The 19,685-nt window shown below is 33.5% G+C and carries 13 protein-coding genes, 1 tRNA gene and 1 other annotated feature; of the genes, 6 read left to right on the forward strand and 8 right to left on the reverse strand.

The window, feature by feature from the left end:
* Positions 1-46: 46 nt before the first annotated feature.
* From JG554_RS12880 to JG554_RS12915, 8 genes are all read right to left on the reverse strand, one after another.
* Positions 47-1,870: an assimilatory sulfite reductase (NADPH) flavoprotein subunit gene (locus JG554_RS12880; protein ID WP_046207548.1), complete on the reverse strand. Its 1,824-nt coding sequence runs from the start codon at positions 1,868-1,870 to the stop codon at positions 47-49.
* Between the two features lie 193 nt (positions 1,871-2,063).
* Positions 2,064-2,786: a phosphoadenylyl-sulfate reductase gene (locus JG554_RS12885; protein WP_046207126.1), complete on the reverse strand. Its 723-nt coding sequence runs from the start codon at positions 2,784-2,786 to the stop codon at positions 2,064-2,066.
* Between the two features lie 733 nt (positions 2,787-3,519).
* Positions 3,520-4,758: an aminoacyltransferase gene (locus JG554_RS12890; protein ID WP_107359936.1), complete on the reverse strand. Its 1,239-nt coding sequence runs from the start codon at positions 4,756-4,758 to the stop codon at positions 3,520-3,522.
* Between the two features lie 93 nt (positions 4,759-4,851).
* A tRNA-OTHER gene (locus JG554_RS12895) sits at positions 4,852-4,943 on the reverse strand.
* A 175-nt stretch (positions 4,944-5,118) separates the two neighbouring features.
* Positions 5,119-5,658, reverse strand: a complete 540-nt coding sequence (locus JG554_RS12900) for a PadR family transcriptional regulator (RefSeq protein WP_046207128.1) — start codon at positions 5,656-5,658, stop codon at positions 5,119-5,121.
* A gap of 55 nt (positions 5,659-5,713) precedes the next feature.
* Positions 5,714-6,895: a YhgE/Pip domain-containing protein gene (locus JG554_RS12905; protein WP_107359937.1), complete on the reverse strand. Its 1,182-nt coding sequence runs from the start codon at positions 6,893-6,895 to the stop codon at positions 5,714-5,716.
* 405 nt (positions 6,896-7,300) lie between these two features.
* Positions 7,301-8,446 (reverse strand): globin domain-containing protein, encoded by a 1,146-nt coding sequence (locus JG554_RS12910; protein WP_107359938.1) that lies wholly within the window; start codon positions 8,444-8,446, stop codon positions 7,301-7,303.
* A 331-nt stretch (positions 8,447-8,777) separates the two neighbouring features.
* Positions 8,778-9,611, reverse strand: coding sequence for a ParB/RepB/Spo0J family partition protein (locus JG554_RS12915; RefSeq protein WP_064209683.1), 834 nt, complete (start codon positions 9,609-9,611; stop codon positions 8,778-8,780).
* Between the two features lie 173 nt (positions 9,612-9,784).
* Positions 9,785-10,159: a binding site (T-box leader), on the forward strand.
* Between the two features lie 64 nt (positions 10,160-10,223).
* Between JG554_RS12915 and JG554_RS12920 the strand changes: the two genes are divergently transcribed.
* From JG554_RS12920 to JG554_RS12945, 6 genes are all read left to right on the forward strand, one after another.
* Complete coding sequence (locus JG554_RS12920) at positions 10,224-11,327, forward strand: PLP-dependent transferase (protein ID WP_107359940.1); 1,104 nt, start codon at positions 10,224-10,226, stop codon at positions 11,325-11,327.
* A complete protein-coding gene (gene metC / locus JG554_RS12925) occupies positions 11,324-12,499 on the forward strand; it encodes a cystathionine beta-lyase MetC (protein ID WP_064209685.1) in 1,176 nt (391 codons plus the stop codon). Before JG554_RS12920 ends, metC begins: the two co-directional genes overlap by 4 nt.
* Positions 12,453-14,294: a bifunctional homocysteine S-methyltransferase/methylenetetrahydrofolate reductase gene (locus tag JG554_RS12930; RefSeq protein ID WP_046207134.1), complete on the forward strand. Its 1,842-nt coding sequence runs from the start codon at positions 12,453-12,455 to the stop codon at positions 14,292-14,294. The genes metC and JG554_RS12930 overlap by 47 nt, the downstream gene beginning before the upstream one ends.
* A complete protein-coding gene (gene metE, locus JG554_RS12935; protein ID WP_107359941.1) occupies positions 14,288-16,534 on the forward strand; it encodes a 5-methyltetrahydropteroyltriglutamate--homocysteine S-methyltransferase in 2,247 nt (748 codons plus the stop codon). The genes JG554_RS12930 and metE overlap by 7 nt, the downstream gene beginning before the upstream one ends.
* A gap of 24 nt (positions 16,535-16,558) precedes the next feature.
* Positions 16,559-17,299: a cyclase family protein gene (locus JG554_RS12940; protein ID WP_064209688.1), complete on the forward strand. Its 741-nt coding sequence runs from the start codon at positions 16,559-16,561 to the stop codon at positions 17,297-17,299.
* A gap of 445 nt (positions 17,300-17,744) precedes the next feature.
* Complete coding sequence (locus tag JG554_RS12945; protein ID WP_064209689.1) at positions 17,745-19,646, forward strand: diflavin oxidoreductase; 1,902 nt, start codon at positions 17,745-17,747, stop codon at positions 19,644-19,646.
* Positions 19,647-19,685: the final 39 nt, after the last annotated feature.

Here is a 19,685-nt window from a genome sequence, read left to right on the forward strand (position 1 = left end):
TTGAGAAAAATTTAAATTTGATTCTGTCACGTGATCAACTCCTTTTTTAATAAACGTCTCTTTGATATCGTTTGTCTTGTTTCATCTGTGTCAAATAAGTCTCAGCTTCTTCATCTGACATATTACCTTCTTTAACTAAAACCTGATGTATCGCTTTGTGTACATCTTTAGCCATATTTTGTTCGTCACCACATACATATAATGCTGCACCGTTTTTCAACCATTCATAAAAAGTTTTACTTTGTTCTTCAATTTTGTGTTGAACATAAATTTTTTCTTCTGTATCCCTTGAAAATGCCAAGTCCAACTTACTAAGAACGCCTTCTTTAAGCCAATCTTGCCACTCTGTTTGATATAAAAAGTCTGTTGTAAAATGCTGTTCACCAAAGAATAACCATGTTTGTCCTGATAAATCTAATTCTTCACGTGCTTGTAAATAAGATCTAAAAGGCGCGACACCTGTGCCGGGTCCAATCATAATGACAGGTGTAGCTTCATCGAATGGAAATTTAAAATTTGGATTTTTCTTTAGATAGACAGATATAGATGTACCAGGTTCCATACGTTCAGCTAATTGAATTGAACAAACACCTTGACGTTCACGTTGATGCGCTTGATACCTTACAGCGCCCACGGTGATATGAACTTCATCAGGATTTGCTTCATAACTGCTTGCTATAGAATATTCTCTAGGAGGCAGTTTTCTTAAAAATTGGTACAACACTTCAGGCTCGAGTTTTTCAGGTCTAAAGTCTTGAATTAAGTCAATTAAATCTCGACCATATACATAAGATTTAATCCAATCTTGATCTATAACATTTTCTGCCAATGTTTTATTTCCAAACAGCTCAGCTGCTTTTTGTAATAACGGCTTTGTTAATTTAGTGATTTCAAAATGGTGCTGTAATGCCTCTTTTACTGTAAGTACATCACCTTTGTCATTGATTGGTACTTCTGTTTGAGCATCCCAATCTAATTGATTCAGTAACGTTTCTACCAGTTTTTCATCATTTTCTGGAATCACTACCAAGCAATCACCTGGCTCGTAGTCTTCACCATAATCTTCAAATTGTAATTCAATATGTCTAACCTCTTTATTAGAACCTCTACCATTCAAGTTAATATTTTCTAATATTTCAGCTTCATATGGTTGTGTTTTTGAATACCTTTTGTCATTTGTCAATGGTACAGTGTTCGTTGTTGTCACTTTTTCCTCGCTCAATGAAGCATCACTTAACTGTTCGATAATGTGATCCATCCAGGATTCAGCCGTATCATCAAAATCCAAGTCACAATCTTGTCTATCCACCAAGCGGGAAGCACCTAAATCTTCTAGACGTGCATCAAAGTCTTTACCTGTTTGACAGAAGAACTCATACGACGCGTCCCCGAGTGATAAAACTGAATAGCGTACACCTTCCAACTGAGGCGCTTTTCTTCCATGTAAAAATTCATGAAAGCTAATGGCATTATCGGGTGGGTTTCCTTCCCCATGAGTAGAAGAAATAATAAATAAATCTTCTACTTTTTTTAAATCCTTAGTTTTGTAATCACCCATTGCACTCAATTTCACATTGAAATTAAGTTCGACAAGACGATCAGCTAATTTTTCAGCTAAACCTTGTGCATTACCAGTTTCTGAACCATATAAAACAGTGATATGTCTCTCACTATTTGAAGTAGATTCTTTATTCAATACAAACTGAGCTACTTCCGATGGTGTTTCTTGTTTTGTAGTAACACTCTGTAAATTTGCAGTTAAATAACCGCTTAACCAAACTTGCTGCTCAATCGTAAGATTTTGAATAATTTGGTTTAGTTGTGTAGCTTGATTTTCATCAAATGGACTATTTATTACAGATAAGTTCACAACCATTTCACCTCATTTTAATTTTTTATTTAACAATCATTTATCTAAAATCACTCAACAGTTGATTCCATAACTTTTCACGGGTAAATGTAACTATCACTATAAGATTGATTTGATGACCAATCTTTAGTTATATCTATCCGATTGGAATACTAAGGATTAATAGCAAAAAAATTTTTAACTATAAAGATGTTTAATCTGTAGTATGAAGACCGCATTCTGTTTTATTTGAATTTGTCCATCTGCCTGCTCTTGAATCTCCTGAGCCTTCAACAGCTGTAGTACATGGTATACACCCTATACTTGGATAGTTAAAATCGTGTAATTCGTTATAATGCAATTCATATTTTTTAATATATTGCCAAACATCTTCCCATGTCCAATGTATCAACGGACATATTTTTACTGACTGAAAGCGTTCGTCTTTATTTATAAACTGAGTATTTTCACGACTGGGCGATTGTGCTCTACGTAATCCAGAAATCCAAGCAGTAGCACCAGACAAAACATCTTCCAATGGTTTGATTTTTCTAATATAACAACATTGGTTTGGATTATTTTTCCAAAGTGCAGGATTATATTGTGATGCTTGTTCTTCCAAAGTTAATTCAGGTTTCTTAAGTTTAATTCGTAGTTCTGGATAACGTTTTTGAACACGATCAATTAGATCGTATGTTTCTTGAAAGTGAAGACCTGTGTCTAAAAATACAATTTGGGCATCTTTCTTAACACTATAAATCAAATCAATTAATATCATGCCTTCCGCACCAAAACTGCAAGCATAAATAACTGAATCACCATAGGTTTGATAAGCCCAAGCGACGATTTCACGCGCACCTTTTGTTTCATCATCAATATCAATTGACTCAAAGACGTTTGCGTTAAAATGCGCATATGTAACTTTTGGTTCAAACATTAATTTATTCGCCCCCTCATAACATTCATAAATATATTATAATTAGAGTTATTTTTAATTTAGAATAATTTGAAAATAATTATGATTTACACTTTACTCATTGTAAATTTTTATGTCAAGTGTATATTTGAACACACGAATTAGGTATATTTTTTATTAAATTTGTAAACAAAGTGCATAGCTATAGTGTTTTTAGCACTTCTGATTTTTAATTTAATTTATTTTTATAACAACCTTGTTATATTGGATTATCGCCTTTGCTATAACCTTTTCAAATTTTTCTGAAATTTTTTGCTTTTTTTATTCTTGATTGTATTTTAAAACAGTCCGAAACATAAATCCTAGAAAAATAGCACACAGATGATTTAATTTATACATCTGCGTGCCTCTTTGTTATTCAATACTTGTGGCATATTGTTGGTTCGTTTGCTTAGGGCACAGATTTAATCTGTAGTCTTCAGCCTGTTCTGATACCTCCAGCGTCTCACCAAAAATACAATATATTTATGTGTAATTTTACATTAAATTATTTTTAAAAATAAGCCCTATATCAACTCAAGTAGTGAATCAATGAGATAACCATAATTAAAAAAATATAGAAAAAGGCAATTTCTATATTGTTTCAATAGAAATTGCCCTTTTTTCACTTGTCCAAGAACTTTATGTCCCAGCGTCTCACTCATTTCTTTTTGTAAATATAAATAAAACTAAACGCGGGCAAACAAAACATACTCTATTTGATTAAGTCATATATTTTATAAAGCAAAGGTCTGATTGGTTTAATAAAATCTCCAATGTACTCTTCTACACGTGCATTAAAACCTGCTTTGAACTTTTGTACACCAGCATCTTCAGCATTTTCACTGAAATCTCCAGTTATGCCATAAAAGTTATAACGCTGGATATTATGCGCCTTCGCAAACTTGATCATTTCCCATTGCAATCTATAGGCACCCATATATGTATTGTATTTAGGGTTAGAGCCGCTTGAAAGATAATAAACTTCATAGTCGTTGTAAATATAAAGCGCTGCTGCTAAATCCAATATAGTGCCATCAGTTTTGATTAATGCTTCTGTTTCAGTTATTTTTCTTTTTTGTGCTTTTATTTGTTGTAAGCCTTGATCATATTTATTTTTACTTTTTTTCGAGTTAGGATTGTTTTCTAAGCTTTCTTTCGTATTTTCTAAGTCCTTATTCAACTTTTCTAATTGCTTATTTTGCTTTACTAATAATTCTGACAAATCGATATATGCTAATTTTAACATGCTATTATCATGATAAATATTTTGCATTTCTTCAAAATATTGCTGATCTCTAAACTTAAATCCATGTTTTTCTTCAGCCATTTTAAACAATTTAAAAAATCTACTTGTCTCCTCAATAGCCAGTGTACGTACGCGCACGTCCATTTCGTATGTTTTCTTAATATTTCTACGCGTTTGGTAATCCATTTCTTTAAGTAAGTCATCTTCTGTTTTATCTTTTAAATCCAAAACTGATAACCAACGAATTTGACTTATTTGAGAATATCCTACCGTATATCCTTGATGTTTATAACCTATATCTTCCATAGTCTTGATAAGTGGTTTATTGTTATAGCTTTCTAATATTTCGCCTTGCGCATTTCTTATATTTTCTAATATGTATGGATCGGTTAAAACATATAAGCACCGATGCTTTTTCAAATACTTCGTTAAACTTTTATAGAAAAATCTTACTAACTGATAATCAGAAAAGTCTAAAACAGGACCACGATGTGTATAAAAATATTTAAAAAATTTGAAGGAACGTGCTTCTGTTAAAAGACATGCTGCTATGACGTTATCTTCATTATCTTTAACACCTACAATATGCACATCATTTTTATGTTGGTTTCTGTAACGAAAATGGTTAGCACTTTGGGTATAATGTGCCGCATGGTTATGAATAAAGTTTTCAAATTCATCAATGTTTAAGTGAGTGAAATACATTGTAAACCTACTTTCTATTTGAATTTATAATGCATTGAACAATATATATCATAAAAAAAGCCAAGCTCTTGAAAGGCTTGGTAAATGATTTAACGGAGGGAGAAGGATTCGAACCAACGCAAGCAAGATGCTTCTAATTAATATTAACTATTAATTTCCCTTAAGCCAGACTTGGGTATCCCTCCAAAATTTTATTTCTTTAATTATATTGTACTACTTCTTTATAATAATTAAAAGTATTGTCCGAAACATATTAAACATTTTTTCTCATTGTAGATATATATATAAAGTACAATCTTTTCAAAACAACGTAAAAAAGAACAAGTAACGCTTCTTACGTTACTTGTTCCATCTTTAATATCATACATTATCATTTTCAATAAGTGTTATCAGTTTTTCTAAAAAATGAATTGTATTATTTGTTTTAGTGTTAAAATGATCCGACATAAAATTTAATAACCCTTCATTTTCAGTAGTTACCTGAATCTTATACTTTATCTCTTTTGATTGTATCAACATTTGTTTATAATCTTGAACTTTGCTTTCTAAGATATTAATTACTTTTTGCTTATCTACAAATTTGAGATAAGCAATACCAACATACATTTCATTAATTTCTTTAGCGTTCTCGAATAACTTATATATCAATTTAGGCAAAGTTTGTTTACCTTTTTCAGTAATTTGAAATACTTGTTTATCTGGACGATTTTCTTCTTTAATTGTCTCCACTATTTCTACAAGGCCTTTTTTGGATAATGCTTCAAAATTATAATAAAGCTTACTTTCTGTTAGTCCGCTCATTTTATCAAAAGGTATAGGTTCTGATAGCTGTTTTTTTAATAAATAAGGGTAACTGTTTTTTTCCATTAATTTCCCTAATATAAATATTTGGATAGACATTATTAAAGGCTCCTTTTTTCTTAATACCTTTATTTTAACAGAACTAAAGAAGGTGTTAATAGTTTGCAAGCGTTTCGTTAGTATTTTTATAATTTTCAAAAACGATATCAGATTCTTTTTTATAAAGAAACGTAACGATAACAATATTAACGAACATAGCAACGACACCTACAGCTGCCATAGATAAAATATAAGGTGTTTGTGGTATGCTTCCAAAAATGTTTGCAAAGTGACCCTGAACTGAATAATACATTGGGGAAATATGACTCATCCAGTTATAAACTGTAGGCATCATATCACGACTCATTGTTGCCCCATTAGCAATTGTTTGTATGAGTAAAATAGGAATATTTAAAATCATACCTGCCTGTCCTATTAAGAATACGACGATTGCTGTAAAGTTAAAGGAAACCCAATAATTCAATACTAATTGACCAAAAATACTTAAGAATTTATCAGCTTCTAAGTCATTGACTAAATAAGCAATACCTAAAGAAATGACAGAAGAAGCTAATCCAATGATTAGAGCTGTTAGTTGCACATAGATAAACAACTTGGTTTTACTAGCTCTGTGTCTGTTTTCTTTAAATGCACTAACTAATTGCATCGCTCCAATCATTGCGCCTACATATCCAGCTAAAGTTAAAAACATAGGTAACATTTTAAAATTCATGCTTGATGGCATTTTATTTATATGATTAATGTTACCAGAATAAGAAGCGTTGATTTGCTTAATTAAACCGTCCATTTGTTCATCAGGTATTTTTGCTTGTTTTAATACACCTTCAGTTGTTTGATTAGAAAATTGCTTGCTAAGCTGACTATTAATTTCACTTCCAATTGAATCCATAGATTGACTAATCATTGTTGGAGAAGCATCATTTACTTTAAAATCTAGCCCTGGTGTACCCTTTTCAGATTTTAAATTACTTGAAAAATCTCGAGGTATATGAATTACAAGATTCAATTCATTATGCTCCAACTGATTATTTGCTTTCGAATTAGAAATATCTTTTTTTATATGGTCGAACGGTAAACTGTTGTTCAATTGTTTTGATATTTGGTTACCATAATCTCCGTTGTCATCGTTAACGATTGCAATAGGTAATTTATCAATATTACCTGGCATCGCTTTGTAACCAGGTAAAAAGATGGCCAACATCACTAATCCATAAAAAATCCCCATAAATATTGCGCCAATTGCCCCTTTTGATTTTAAAAAATCACTAAATTTCATCTTATTTATCCTTTCTAACACGCATATATAGTTTTATAAAAGTACTTTTAACAAAGTACTTTGTTTATACTACTCTCTTGAATTAAATAGGTCAATAATATAAACCTAAAATTTTCATTATTTTTACAAAGCGTTATAAGGCGGCAACTTAATGACTGTTTTTATACATACAATTTATGCTCATATGGTTTTATGAATTGGGAAATTTTACTTAATTGGCAGCATGTCTTTGTATTTTTAATATATTTGAATAATATTTGCGCAACATAAAATAAAAAACCCCCGACTAAACTATTAGTCGAGGTTATTATTTAAAAAATATGAAAAGTCTCCAGATAAATAAAATGAGCTATCTATTTTATGATTTATTTTTTAATTTATATAAAATGTGTAAAACGCGTTACACTATACTGAAAAACTCAATCTTGGAATGAATGTTTCGTAGTGAATTTGGTCCATTGGCACTTCTAATTTTTGTAATTCTTGAATCATAGCTTTTAAGAATGAATTACCACCACATACATAAACTTCTGTTTCACCATCAAGGTATTGTTTTAATTGTTCAGCGTCTATAAATCCGTCTTGATTACGGAAATGTTTATCAAATTGTGCTACTGAAGATTGTGCTGTGATTGCTTCTAAATTTTCTTCGAATGCTACGTTTTGAGCATCTGATGTTGATTGAAGGAATGTTGAAGTTAAATCAGCATCAACCGCTTCTTTATACATTGAAACAAGAGGTGTCACGCCTACACCAGAGCCTATGAATAATTGTTTATGATCTTTGTTTGCCAATCCAAATCCACCAACTGGCGCAGATAAAAATAGAGTATCTCCCACTTTGACTTCATCATGTAGTACTGTAGATACTTCACCTTCATGTTCTTCCGTAACGTCTCTACGTACACCGAATGTTAAGAAATCTTTGTCACCATCTACAATGGAATAATGTCTTTTAGCTCTGTAAGGCAACTTATCACTAGATATATCTACTGTAATATATTGTCCAGGTACAAATTGACTTAAATCAATGTCGTCTGATGTTACTGTGAAAGATTTAATGATTTCGGTTTCATCAGTGATATTGGTTACAGTAAATGGTTTAAAGCCATCCCAAGCCATTTTACTGTAAACTTCTTTTTCTAAACCAATAAATGCATCAGCAATTTCTCCATATGCTTTAATCCAAGTTTGGATAATAGGATCTTCTTCTTTTAAGCCAGTCACTTGTTGAATTGCCCAAATCAAATTTTCACCAACGATTGGATAATGCTCAGCTTTTACTTGTAAAGCACAATGTTTGTAAACCACAGGCATAATTGCGGGAACAATTGGTGATAAGTCATCTATATTTTCTGCCGCCGCTAATACTGCCATCGCTAATGCAGAAGATTGTAATCCTCTTTTTTGATTGGTCTGGTTAAACATATGCTTCAATTCAGGATGTTGTTCGAATAATCTTTTATAGAAAGTTGATGTTATTGTCTGTCCTTTATCTTTCAATAATGGTACCGTTTCTCTTATTGTTTTTATTTCTTCTTGATTTAACATAAAACCCCTCCTAGTCATTCCTTCACTTCCATTATTGAACTACATTATTTTGCTTACAAGCAAATGTGTTTAATTTCACATAAATTTCACATTCGATATTCATTAATTTGTAACTATTTTTTGATTAATGATTTTTAAAAAAGATAATATATTGAAAAATATCGCTCATTTTTATTCACTATATAATCTAAAATAAAATATATTATATTGATAATTCATTTTTGCAAACTTAAAAACCACATACACCTGGTGGTATATCAGTTCGCATGTGGTTTTAGGTTTGTTATTTATTATTATTACTTAATTCAAACGATGGGTAAAATTTCTTGTTTTAATTATATTTCTCGTTCAATTGGTGTATTAATCTTCTGAACTCAGTTTCAGATTTAAATTCAAAAGTGATGTAACCTTTTTTATTTTTGTTAGATATCGTTACAGCTGAACCATATTGTTCTTTTAGCTGTCGCTCTTGTTGTTGTATAAACTTAGGTTTTTTAGTTGTATGCGACTTATCTTTAATAGATTTTTTATTTTCAGTGTTTTCATTTACATATTGTTCTAATGTACGTACACTCCAAGACTCCCGGTAGGCTTGCTTAGCTATGCTTTTCATCTTTTGCTTATCTTTTATCGCTAATAGCGTGCGTCCATGTGCGCCTGATAGTTTGTTATCTTTGACCATTTGAGTAATGTCCTTAGGCAATTGTAGTAAACGCAACATGTTGGCAATATATGGTCTAGATTTACTTAATCGCTGTGCCACTTCTTGCTGTGTTAGCGCTAACTCATCCATTAATTTACGATAACTTTCTGCTTCCTCAATCGCATTTAAATCTTCGCGTTGTAGATTTTCAATCACAGCGAGTTCCATCATATCTTCATCAGATAGCACTTTAACGATGGCGGGTATTGTCGTTGATCCTGCTAGTTTTGATGCTCGAAAACGTCGCTCACCTACTACAATGTTATAACCAGATATTGTTTTTCGTAACACGATAGGCTGTAAAATACCATGTAGTTTTATCGACTCAGCCAAATCTTCCAAACGTTCTTGATCAAATGATTTCCTAGGTTGATAAGGATTAGGTTTAATGCTATTGAGTGCTATTTCTTTTACGTGCGCATTGTGATCTACTTTGAGTCGTTCATCTATAGCATCATTCATTGTTTACACCTACTTTCTTAAATAAAAATGACCTTTTTAGTTAAACATAGTATATCATCACTACAGCAATGAAAAATATCATTTTAAATTATCGGTTAAATCAAAATTTTCAGATAAGTTATTGACAAAAGTTATTTTAATGTGTAATCTAAGTGATAACAAATTTGAAATAGCAACACACAGTAATAAGGAAAGTAGAACTTACACTGCTGACACAGAGAGTCTTCACTTGCTGAAAGGAGACACAGAAAGAAAGTTTGAAAATGGCCTTTGAGTGTTGATGCCAATATGAGGTGTCAACGGGATCGCCCGTTATAGCGATACAGTATTAACATTTTGCTTAATGGCGTACTGGATTATTCCAAGCGTTGTATATGTCGTTAATACTCATTTCACTTTCAGTGGCAGTGAGTTTTTTTATTTGATCATATTACGGTAGCGCACGTTCAGTACAAGTAATGAATGCAATTTGGCGTACTGGATAAGGTTACTTTAGTGATAAAGTAACAAACAAAGGTGGTACCGCGAGCTAAGCTTTCGTCCTTTACATCCGATTGATTCGGGTTTAAAGGACGGAAGCTTTTTTTATTTTTAAAGGAGGTTATCTGTATTATGAAAAATACTGAGTTATCACAAATCGCACTGACACAAGATGCAACAGGAGCGATTGCAAATCCAATTTATTTATCAACAGCATATCAGCACCCTCATTTAGGAACATCGACGGGTTTTGATTATACAAGAACTAAAAACCCAACACGTTCAGCTTTTGAAGAATCATTTGCCAAGTTAGAACGTGGTACTGCTTCATTTGCTACTGCAAGTGGCATGGCAGCCATACAATTAATATGTAATTTATTTAAAGCTGGCGATGAAATACTCGTTTCATTCGACCTTTATGGTGGCACATTTAGATTATTTGATTTTTATGAGCAACAATACGGTGTACATTTCAAATATGTTGATTTCTTAAACTATGAAACTGTTAAAGAAAGCATTACAGAAAATACTAAAGCGCTATTTATAGAAACGATTTCAAATCCACAAATGCAAGAAGTAGACGTTGATCCATATTATATTTTAAGCAATAAGCATCGCTTACTAACGATTATAGACAACACTTTTTTAACACCATATCTCTCAACACCACTTGAAGATGGTGCAGATATTGTACTACATTCTGCTACGAAATACATAGGTGGGCATAATGATGTACTTGCTGGTGTCGTGACGGTTAAAGATGAAAATTTAGCTGAAAAATTAGGTGAATTTCATAACATGATTGGTGCAACTTTATCACCTTTTGATAGCTACTTACTACAACGTGGTTTAAAAACATTACATTTAAGAATGGACCGTTCAGAATATAATGCTCAATTATTAGCCAAAAGATGTTGTAACTTAACCGGCATTGACCAGGTCTTATATTGCGGTCGAACGGGAATGATGAGTCTACGCTTAAATAAAAATTATAAAGCCGATAAATTTTTAGAAAACTTAAAAGTATGTATTTTTGCAGAAAGCTTAGGGGGAACAGAAACTTTTATCACATTTCCTTATACACAAACACACGTTGACATGCCAGATGAAGAAAAAGAAAAGCGAGGCATTGATGAACATTTACTGAGATTATCCATCGGCGTTGAAGATTACGCAGACATTGAACAAGACATTATACAAGCATTAGAAAAATCTAAAGAAAGTGTGATTATATGAGTTTATCTAAAGAAACAGAAGTAATATTTGATGCACAAAGAGGTGTTGATTACGATTCAGCTAATCCACCATTATATGCATCTTCGACATTTCATCAAAAAGTTTTAGGTGGTGACGCTAAATATGATTATGCGCGAAGTGGCAACCCTAATCGTGCTTTGTTAGAAGAAAAATTAGCAGCACTTGAAGGGGGCGATTACGCATTTGCTTATGCATCAGGTATTGCAGCCATTTCAGCTGTACTACTCACATTAAATGCAGGTGATCATGTCATTCTCCCAGATGATGTCTATGGTGGTACTTTTAGATTAACAGAACAAATTTTGACACGCTTTAATATTCAATTTACTACGGTAGACACAACACAGTTACAAGAAATTGAAGAAGCGATTCAATCAAATACAAAACTGGTTTATATTGAAACACCATCTAATCCATTATTTAAAATCACTGATATTAAAGGCGTCTCTCGTATCACACAACAACACGAACTATTACTCGCTGTTGACAATACATTTATGACACCACTTGGTCAGTCACCTTTAGCTTTAGGTGCAGATATCGTCGTACATAGTGCTACAAAATTCTTGGGTGGTCATAGTGATATCATTGCTGGCGCTGCTATCACAAATAATAAAGCAGTAGCAGACGCACTTTATCTATTGCAAAACGGTACAGGAACTGCATTGTCTGCACATGATTGCTGGACGTTAGCACAGCATTTAAAAACGTTGTCTGTACGTTTCAATCAATCTGTTGAGAATGCACAAAAAGTTTATGATTTCTTAACGCAGCGCGAAGAAATTGCAGAAGTCTATTACCCAGGAAATGACAAGTTACATTTATCTCAAGCAAAACATGGTGGTGCTGTTTTAGGCTTAAGACTTAAAGATGAATCAAAAGCGCAAGCTTTTGTAGATGCGCTCACGCTACCACTTGTATCTGTCAGTTTAGGTGGCGTTGAGACGATTTTATCCCACCCTGCTACTATGTCTCATGCTGCTGTACCAAAAGAAGTTCGTGAAGCACGCAATATTACATTTGGATTATTTAGATTAAGTGTAGGCTTAGAAAATGCTGACGAATTAATTGCTGATTTAAACTACGCACTGAAGGAGGCCTTCAATGAGTCAACTCATCAACAAACTGAAACAGAACATTTTAGTCGCTGATGGTGCAATGGGAACCATTCTATATTCTGATGGTTTAGATACTTGTCCAGAAGCATATAATTTAACCCATCCTGACAAAATAGAACGGATTCATCGCTCCTACATTGAATCTGGTGCAGATATTATTCAGACCAATACTTATGGTGCAAATTTTGAAAAATTAAAAGTATTTGGTTTAGAACACAAGGTTAAAGAAATACACAAAGCCGCAGTACAAATTGCCAAAAGAGCAGCTAATGATGAAACATTTATATTAGGTACCGTAGGTGGATTCAGAGGTGTAAAACAGGAAGATTTAGGTTTAGAAGCCATTCAATATCATACCGAGATCCAAGTAGATACTTTAGTTGAAGAAGGCGTCGACGGTTTACTTTTCGAAACCTATTATGATTTAGAAGAGCTGACCAACATTATTACAGCTACAAAACGCAAACATCATATTCCTATTATTGCTCAATTAACAGCATTAAACACAAATTACTTGAGAGATGGTACGGAAATTAATACAGCTTTACAACGCGTTGTCGACAGTGGTGCTGATATCGTTGGACTCAATTGTCACCATGGTCCTCACCACATGCAACAATCATTTTCACATATTGAATTACCTGACAATGCCTATTTATCTTGCTATCCCAATGCAAGTTTATTAGATATTGAAAATAGTCGATTTAAATATAGTGACAATGCCGAATACTTCGGTAAAGTGGCAGAGCAGTTGATCAAAGAAGGCGTTAGGATTATCGGGGGTTGTTGCGGGACTACACCAGAACATATTCAATACATTAAGTCCTCTGTAGCCAATCTCAAACCGGTATCCAGTAAAAATGTAATACCTATTAAAAAATATAATAGTCCTTCACATAACAATGTACAACAACAAAACTTAACAACGAAAGTCAAAGCACGTCCCACTATTATAGTAGAATTGGATACGCCAAAACACTTAGATACAGAAACATTTTTCAGAAATATCAAAAAACTTGATGATGCTCATATTGATGCGGTGACCTTAGCAGATAACTCTTTAGCTACTGTGCGTATCAGTAATGTCGCAGCAGCAAGTATCATCAAACAACAATATAATATTGAACCGCTCGTTCACATCACGTGTCGCGATCGTAACCTCATTGGACTACAATCACATTTATTAGGCCTATCCTTACTGAATGTAAATGAAATACTAGCCATTACAGGGGATCCATCAAAAATTGGTCATTTACCCGGCGCAACTAATGTTTACGATGTGAACTCCAAAGGTTTAACAGAAATTGCATTACGCTTTAACGAAGGTATTAACACAGATGGTGATGCGCTGAAGACGAAAACGAACTTCAACATCGCAGGTGCTTTTGATCCAAATGTTCGAAAACTCGAAGGGTCAGTCAAACGTGCTGAGAAAAAGATAGAGAGTGGCACACACTACTTTATCACACAGCCAGTCTATAGCACCGAAAAAATCGAAGAAATATATGAAGCAACCAAACATTTAGACGTACCATTCTTTATTGGCATTATGCCAGTCACTAGCTATAATAACGCACTATTTTTACACAACGAAGTGCCTGGAATCAAACTATCCGAAGACATTTTAGAACAATTTGAAGCTGTTAAAGACGATAAAGAAAAAACGAAAGCATTAAGCCTTAAACTTTCTAAAGAACTTATAGATACCGTCCATAAATATTTTAACGGCTTATATTTAATTACACCGTTCCAGAAAGTCGATTACACTTTAGCACTCGCATCATATTCACAATCAATTACTTCAAGTAAACAGGAGGCAATATTATGACAATTCAAACATCAAATTTAGGTTTCCCAAGATTAGGCAGAAAAAGAGAGTGGAAAAAAGCAATAGAAAGTTACTGGGCTAATAAAATAGATGCCCCTACATTAAATCAACAATTAACAGACTTGCATAAAGAGAATTTATTACTACAAAAGAACTATAATCTAACGAGTATCCCTGTCGGAGATTTCTCTCTTTATGACCATATTCTTGATACATCATTATTATTCAATATTATTCCAGAACGTTTCCAAGGCAGAGCATTAGACAACGATTTATTGTTCGACATTGCCAGAGGTAATAAAGAACATGTTGCAAGTGCATTGATCAAATGGTTCAACACAAATTATCATTATATTGTACCTGAATGGGACAACGTAGAGCCAAAATTAAATGACAATGTATTATTAGAGCGCTTCAAATATGCACAATCTATTAATGTGAATGCGCACCCAGTAATCGTGGGTCCCATAACATTCGTAAAACTTTCTAAAGGCGGTTCGCAATCATTTGAAGAAAAAGTAAATACATTATTGCCTTTATATAAAGAAGTTTTACAGTCTTTAGTAGATGCAGGCGCGGAATACATTCAAATCGATGAACCTGTACTTGTGGAAGATGATAGTGCATCATTTGAAGATATTACACGTACTGCTTATAACTATTTTGACGAAGCAGGGTTAAGTAATCACCTTGTGATTCAAACTTATTTTGAACGTGTCAACTTAAAATTCCTCAACAGCTTACCTGTAAAAGGATTAGGTTTAGATTTTGTACATGATAACGGCTATAACTTAAAACAAATTAAAAATGGCGAACTAGACAAAAACAAAACACTTTATGCAGGTATTATAGATGGTCGTAATGTGTGGGCAGCAGACATTGAAGCTAAAAAATCATTAATCGACACACTACAAAGTGCTACAAATAACCTTGTCATTCAACCATCTTCTTCATTGTTACATGTACCAGTATCATTAGATGATGAAACATTAGACGAATCCATCGCAGAAGGTTTGAGTTTTGCCACTGAAAAATTAGATGAATTGGATGCTTTAAGACGATTATTTAATGACAATGACAGTCAGAAATTTGATGAATTGAAAGCACGTTATGAGCGCTTCCAAAATCAATCATTTAAAAATCTAGAGTATGATTTCGACAGTGTGCGTACTACGCGTCAGTCACCTTTTAAAGTGCGTAAAAAAGCACAAGATGCACGTCTCAACTTACCTGATTTACCAACGACAACGATTGGATCATTCCCACAATCGCAAGAAGTAAGAAAATTCCGTGCAGATTGGAAAAATAATCGAATTACAGATGAAGATTATAAAACATTCTTAAAAAATGAAATTGCGCGCTGGATTAAAATCCAAGAAGATATCGGATTAGATGTCTTAGTCCATGGTGAATTTGAACGAAATGATATGGTAGAGTTCTTCGGCGAAAAATTACAAGGCTTCTTAGTGACGAAGTATGGGTGGGTGCAATCATACGGTTCACGTGCGGTAAAACCACCTATCATTTATGGTGATGTAAAATGGACAGAGCCTTTAACAGTTAAAGAGACACTTTATGCACAAAGTTTAACGGATAAACCAGTAAAAGGTATGCTTACAGGTCCAGTGACTATCTTGAATTGGTCATTTGAACGTGTAGACTTGCCACGCGAAACCGTACAAGACCAAATTGCATTAGCGATTAATGAAGAAGTTTTAGCTTTAGAAAAAGCTGGTATCCAAATTATTCAAGTTGATGAACCTGCATTGAGAGAAGGTTTACCATTACGTTCAGAATATCATGAAGATTACCTTAATAAAGCTGTGCACTCATTTAAATTAGCTACATCATCTGTTGCCGATGAGACGCAAATTCATACACATATGTGCTATTCTCAATTTGGCCAAATCATTCATGCTATTTATGATTTAGATGCAGATGTTATTTCAATAGAAACATCTCGTAGCCATGGCGACTTAATTAAAGATTTTGAAGATATTACTTATGACTTAGGTATTGGATTAGGGGTATATGATATCCACAGTCCACGTATCCCTACTGAAGCAGAAATCACAGAAGCAATTAACCGAGCGCTACAAGAAATTGATCGTTCTTTATTCTGGGTTAATCCAGATTGTGGTTTAAAAACACGTAAAGAAGATGAAGTGAGAGAATCATTGACTGTGCTTGTAAATTCAGTAGACAAATTACGTAAATCGACAAACCCTGCAACAGTTTAATCATTAATGACGAAGGTGATACCAATGACATATCCACTATGGGAACAGTTAGAACAATTAAAAACTGCAACATGGGTAGACTTAACCCATACTTTTGATGAAACAATTCCGTGTTTTAGTGAATTTGAACGCGCAAAAGTTTCTACACTATTTAATGTTGCCGACGATGGTTTCTATGTCCAAAACTGGAATATTGTGACTCAGTATGGGACGCACATAGATGCCCCGATACATTTTGTCGAAAAAACGCGCTATCTTCATGAAATTGATCTAAAAGAACTCGTATTACCATTAGTTGTTTTAGACTTTTCACAAGAAGTGGCAGCTGATGCTGATTTTATTTTAACGCGTGATCATATTAAACAATGGGAAACTGAACATGGTTCAATCGAACCTGGCACATTTGTTGCGTTTCGCAGTGATTGGTCCAAACGTTGGCCAGATATTGAACATTTTGAAAATAAAGATGCAGAAGGACAACTACACTTACCTGGTTGGGGCTTGGATGCCTTACAATATTTACTTGAAGATAGACAAGTCCAATCTATCGGTCATGAAACGTTTGATACAGATGCTTCAGTAGATGTTGTCAAAAATGGTGATATTGTCGGTGAACGTTACGTATTAGGTCAAGATACCTACCAACTTGAGTTACTAACAAATTTAGATCAACTGCCTACACGAGGCGCCATTATTTATGCTATCAGTCCAAAACCAAACAAAGCACCTGGATTTCCAGTACGTGCCTTTGCTATCAAACCTTAAAACCATAAGCGAAACGGTCCATTTCGCTTCAATAATATGAAACTTATAAAACCTAGCCATTATCATATATAAGAAATTGAGCACTTCTTATATTCATATATCTCTTTTATAAATAGACAATAAATTCTAAAATATGATTATGTTGATACGTAACTATTTGAAATAACGCTACACAAACAATTATCATTAACTGTTTATAGACACCAACATATTACCAACTTAACTGGGGCGGGAATTTGATATCAAATACAATTTTTGATTTCTATCCCGTCCCACTTTTATGGAATAAATACATAGGTCATAAGTTGGATTTTTAATAGATGATAATCTCTATCATTTAAAAAATTAAAATCAATGTTATACTTCAATTAAATTCTATTATATAAATAGCGTGTTATTGTGCATGCTTTACTATAAATTTTTAATACAATACGAGGTGACCTTTTTGGAATTAAATAAATCAAATTCCCCTTTTGATGAAAATCAATTGGAACTTATACAACAACTTATGCCAACACTGTCATCAAATCAACAGTCTTGGTTAAGTGGCTATTTGCTTAATGCTTCTACAGATGAAGGTGACCCATCGCAATATACCGATCATCCTGAAACATCTGAACACGCAAACGCAACAGCTGAATTAACATCGTCCATTAACACAACTAATTCAGAAGTACCAACAGAAGATACGACGCATTCGACAATATCTACGGATGAGCCTATAGAAGTAAACATTTTATTTGGAACAGAAACAGGCAATGCTGAAGAAATTGCTGATGAATTTGAAACAAAATTAAAAGAACATGATTTTACAGTTCATACTTGGGAAATGGATGATTTTCCTCAAGAGGACTTATCAAAAGTTAACCATGTGTTTATCATTACTTCAACGCATGGTGTAGGAGAACCTCCGATTAATGCGTTGGATTTTTATGACTACCTGCATAGTGACGAGGCACCTGATTTAAGTCATTTAAACTTCTCAGTGCTCGCATTAGGTGACCAAGACTATCCTGATTTCTGTCAAGCGGGCAAAGATTTCGATAAAATCTTAGGCGATTTAGGTGGTCATAGATTAGCTGATCGCGTTGAATGTGATTTTGATTTTGAAGAAGTATCTGAGCAATGGATTATTGACATGCTTGAACTGTTGTCTCAAATGTCTCCTGGTAGTTCAAATAATGAACCTAAAGATGAAGATGTCGTTGTCGAAGAACCGCAAACAACTTATTCAAAAACACATCCATTTTATGCTGAAATCATCAAAAATAGTGTGTTAACTGAACCAACTGCTACCCGTGAAGTCAGACATCTTGAATTATCTATAGAAGGGTATGGCGAAGCCTACGAACCTGGAGACAGCTTAGTAATTATCCCTCAAAACAACCCAGAACTTGTAGAAGAAGTAATCCAAACATTGGATTGGGATGGCACAACAACAATAGACATAGACAATAGCGGTAATAGTACCACTATACAGGATGCACTTACGAATGAATTTGAAATTGCTAAATTAACACCATCTATATTAAATAATGCAGCTGCATTATTTGGAAATCCTATGCTAAATGCAAATGTTCAAAACAACGAATGGGTACAAGATTATATTTATGGCAGAGATTTCATTGATTTAATTAAAGATTTTACACCTGTCGCGCTGTCACCTGATATGTTAAAAGACTTATTGAGAAAATTGCCGCCAAGAGAATACTCTATTGCTAGCAGTAATCAAGTAAATCCACATACCGTCCATATCACTGTACGCGTAGTTAAATATGACGCACATCATCGTGAACGTCATGGCGTATGTTCTGTACAACTCGCAGATCGTACACAATTAGGTGATAAATTACCTGTTTACCTTAAAAAGAATCCTAATTTTAAATTCCCTTACGATGAACAAACACCAGTCATTATGATTGGTGCAGGTACTGGCATTGCGCCTTACAGAGCTTATCTCCAACAAAGAGCGCATTTAGGACTGAAAGGTAACCAATGGCTCATATTTGGAAATCAAAATATTGATGCAGATTTCCTATATCGCAATGATTTAGAGTCATGGCTTGACCAAGGTGTGCTTAGTAAACTAGATTTAGCATTTTCAAGAGATACAGAAAACAAAATCTATGTTCAACACCGAATTGAAGAAAATGGGGAAGATTTTTATCAATGGTTAACAAATGGTGCAACCATTTATCTTTGCGGTGACAAAGAAGAGATGGCAAAAGGAGTACACCAATCTTTTGTCAATGTACTCATTCAGCATGGTAACTTTAATCAAGCACAAGCAGAAGATTATTTAACAGAACTAATTAAAAATCAAAGATATCAACGTGATGTTTATTAATAGTTGAGCCAATCACTGCATCATCATTACATTGATATG

Source organism: Staphylococcus sp. 11-B-312, from assembly GCF_016743055.1.
In the GTDB taxonomy this organism is placed as follows: domain Bacteria; phylum Bacillota; class Bacilli; order Staphylococcales; family Staphylococcaceae; genus Staphylococcus; species Staphylococcus ureilyticus.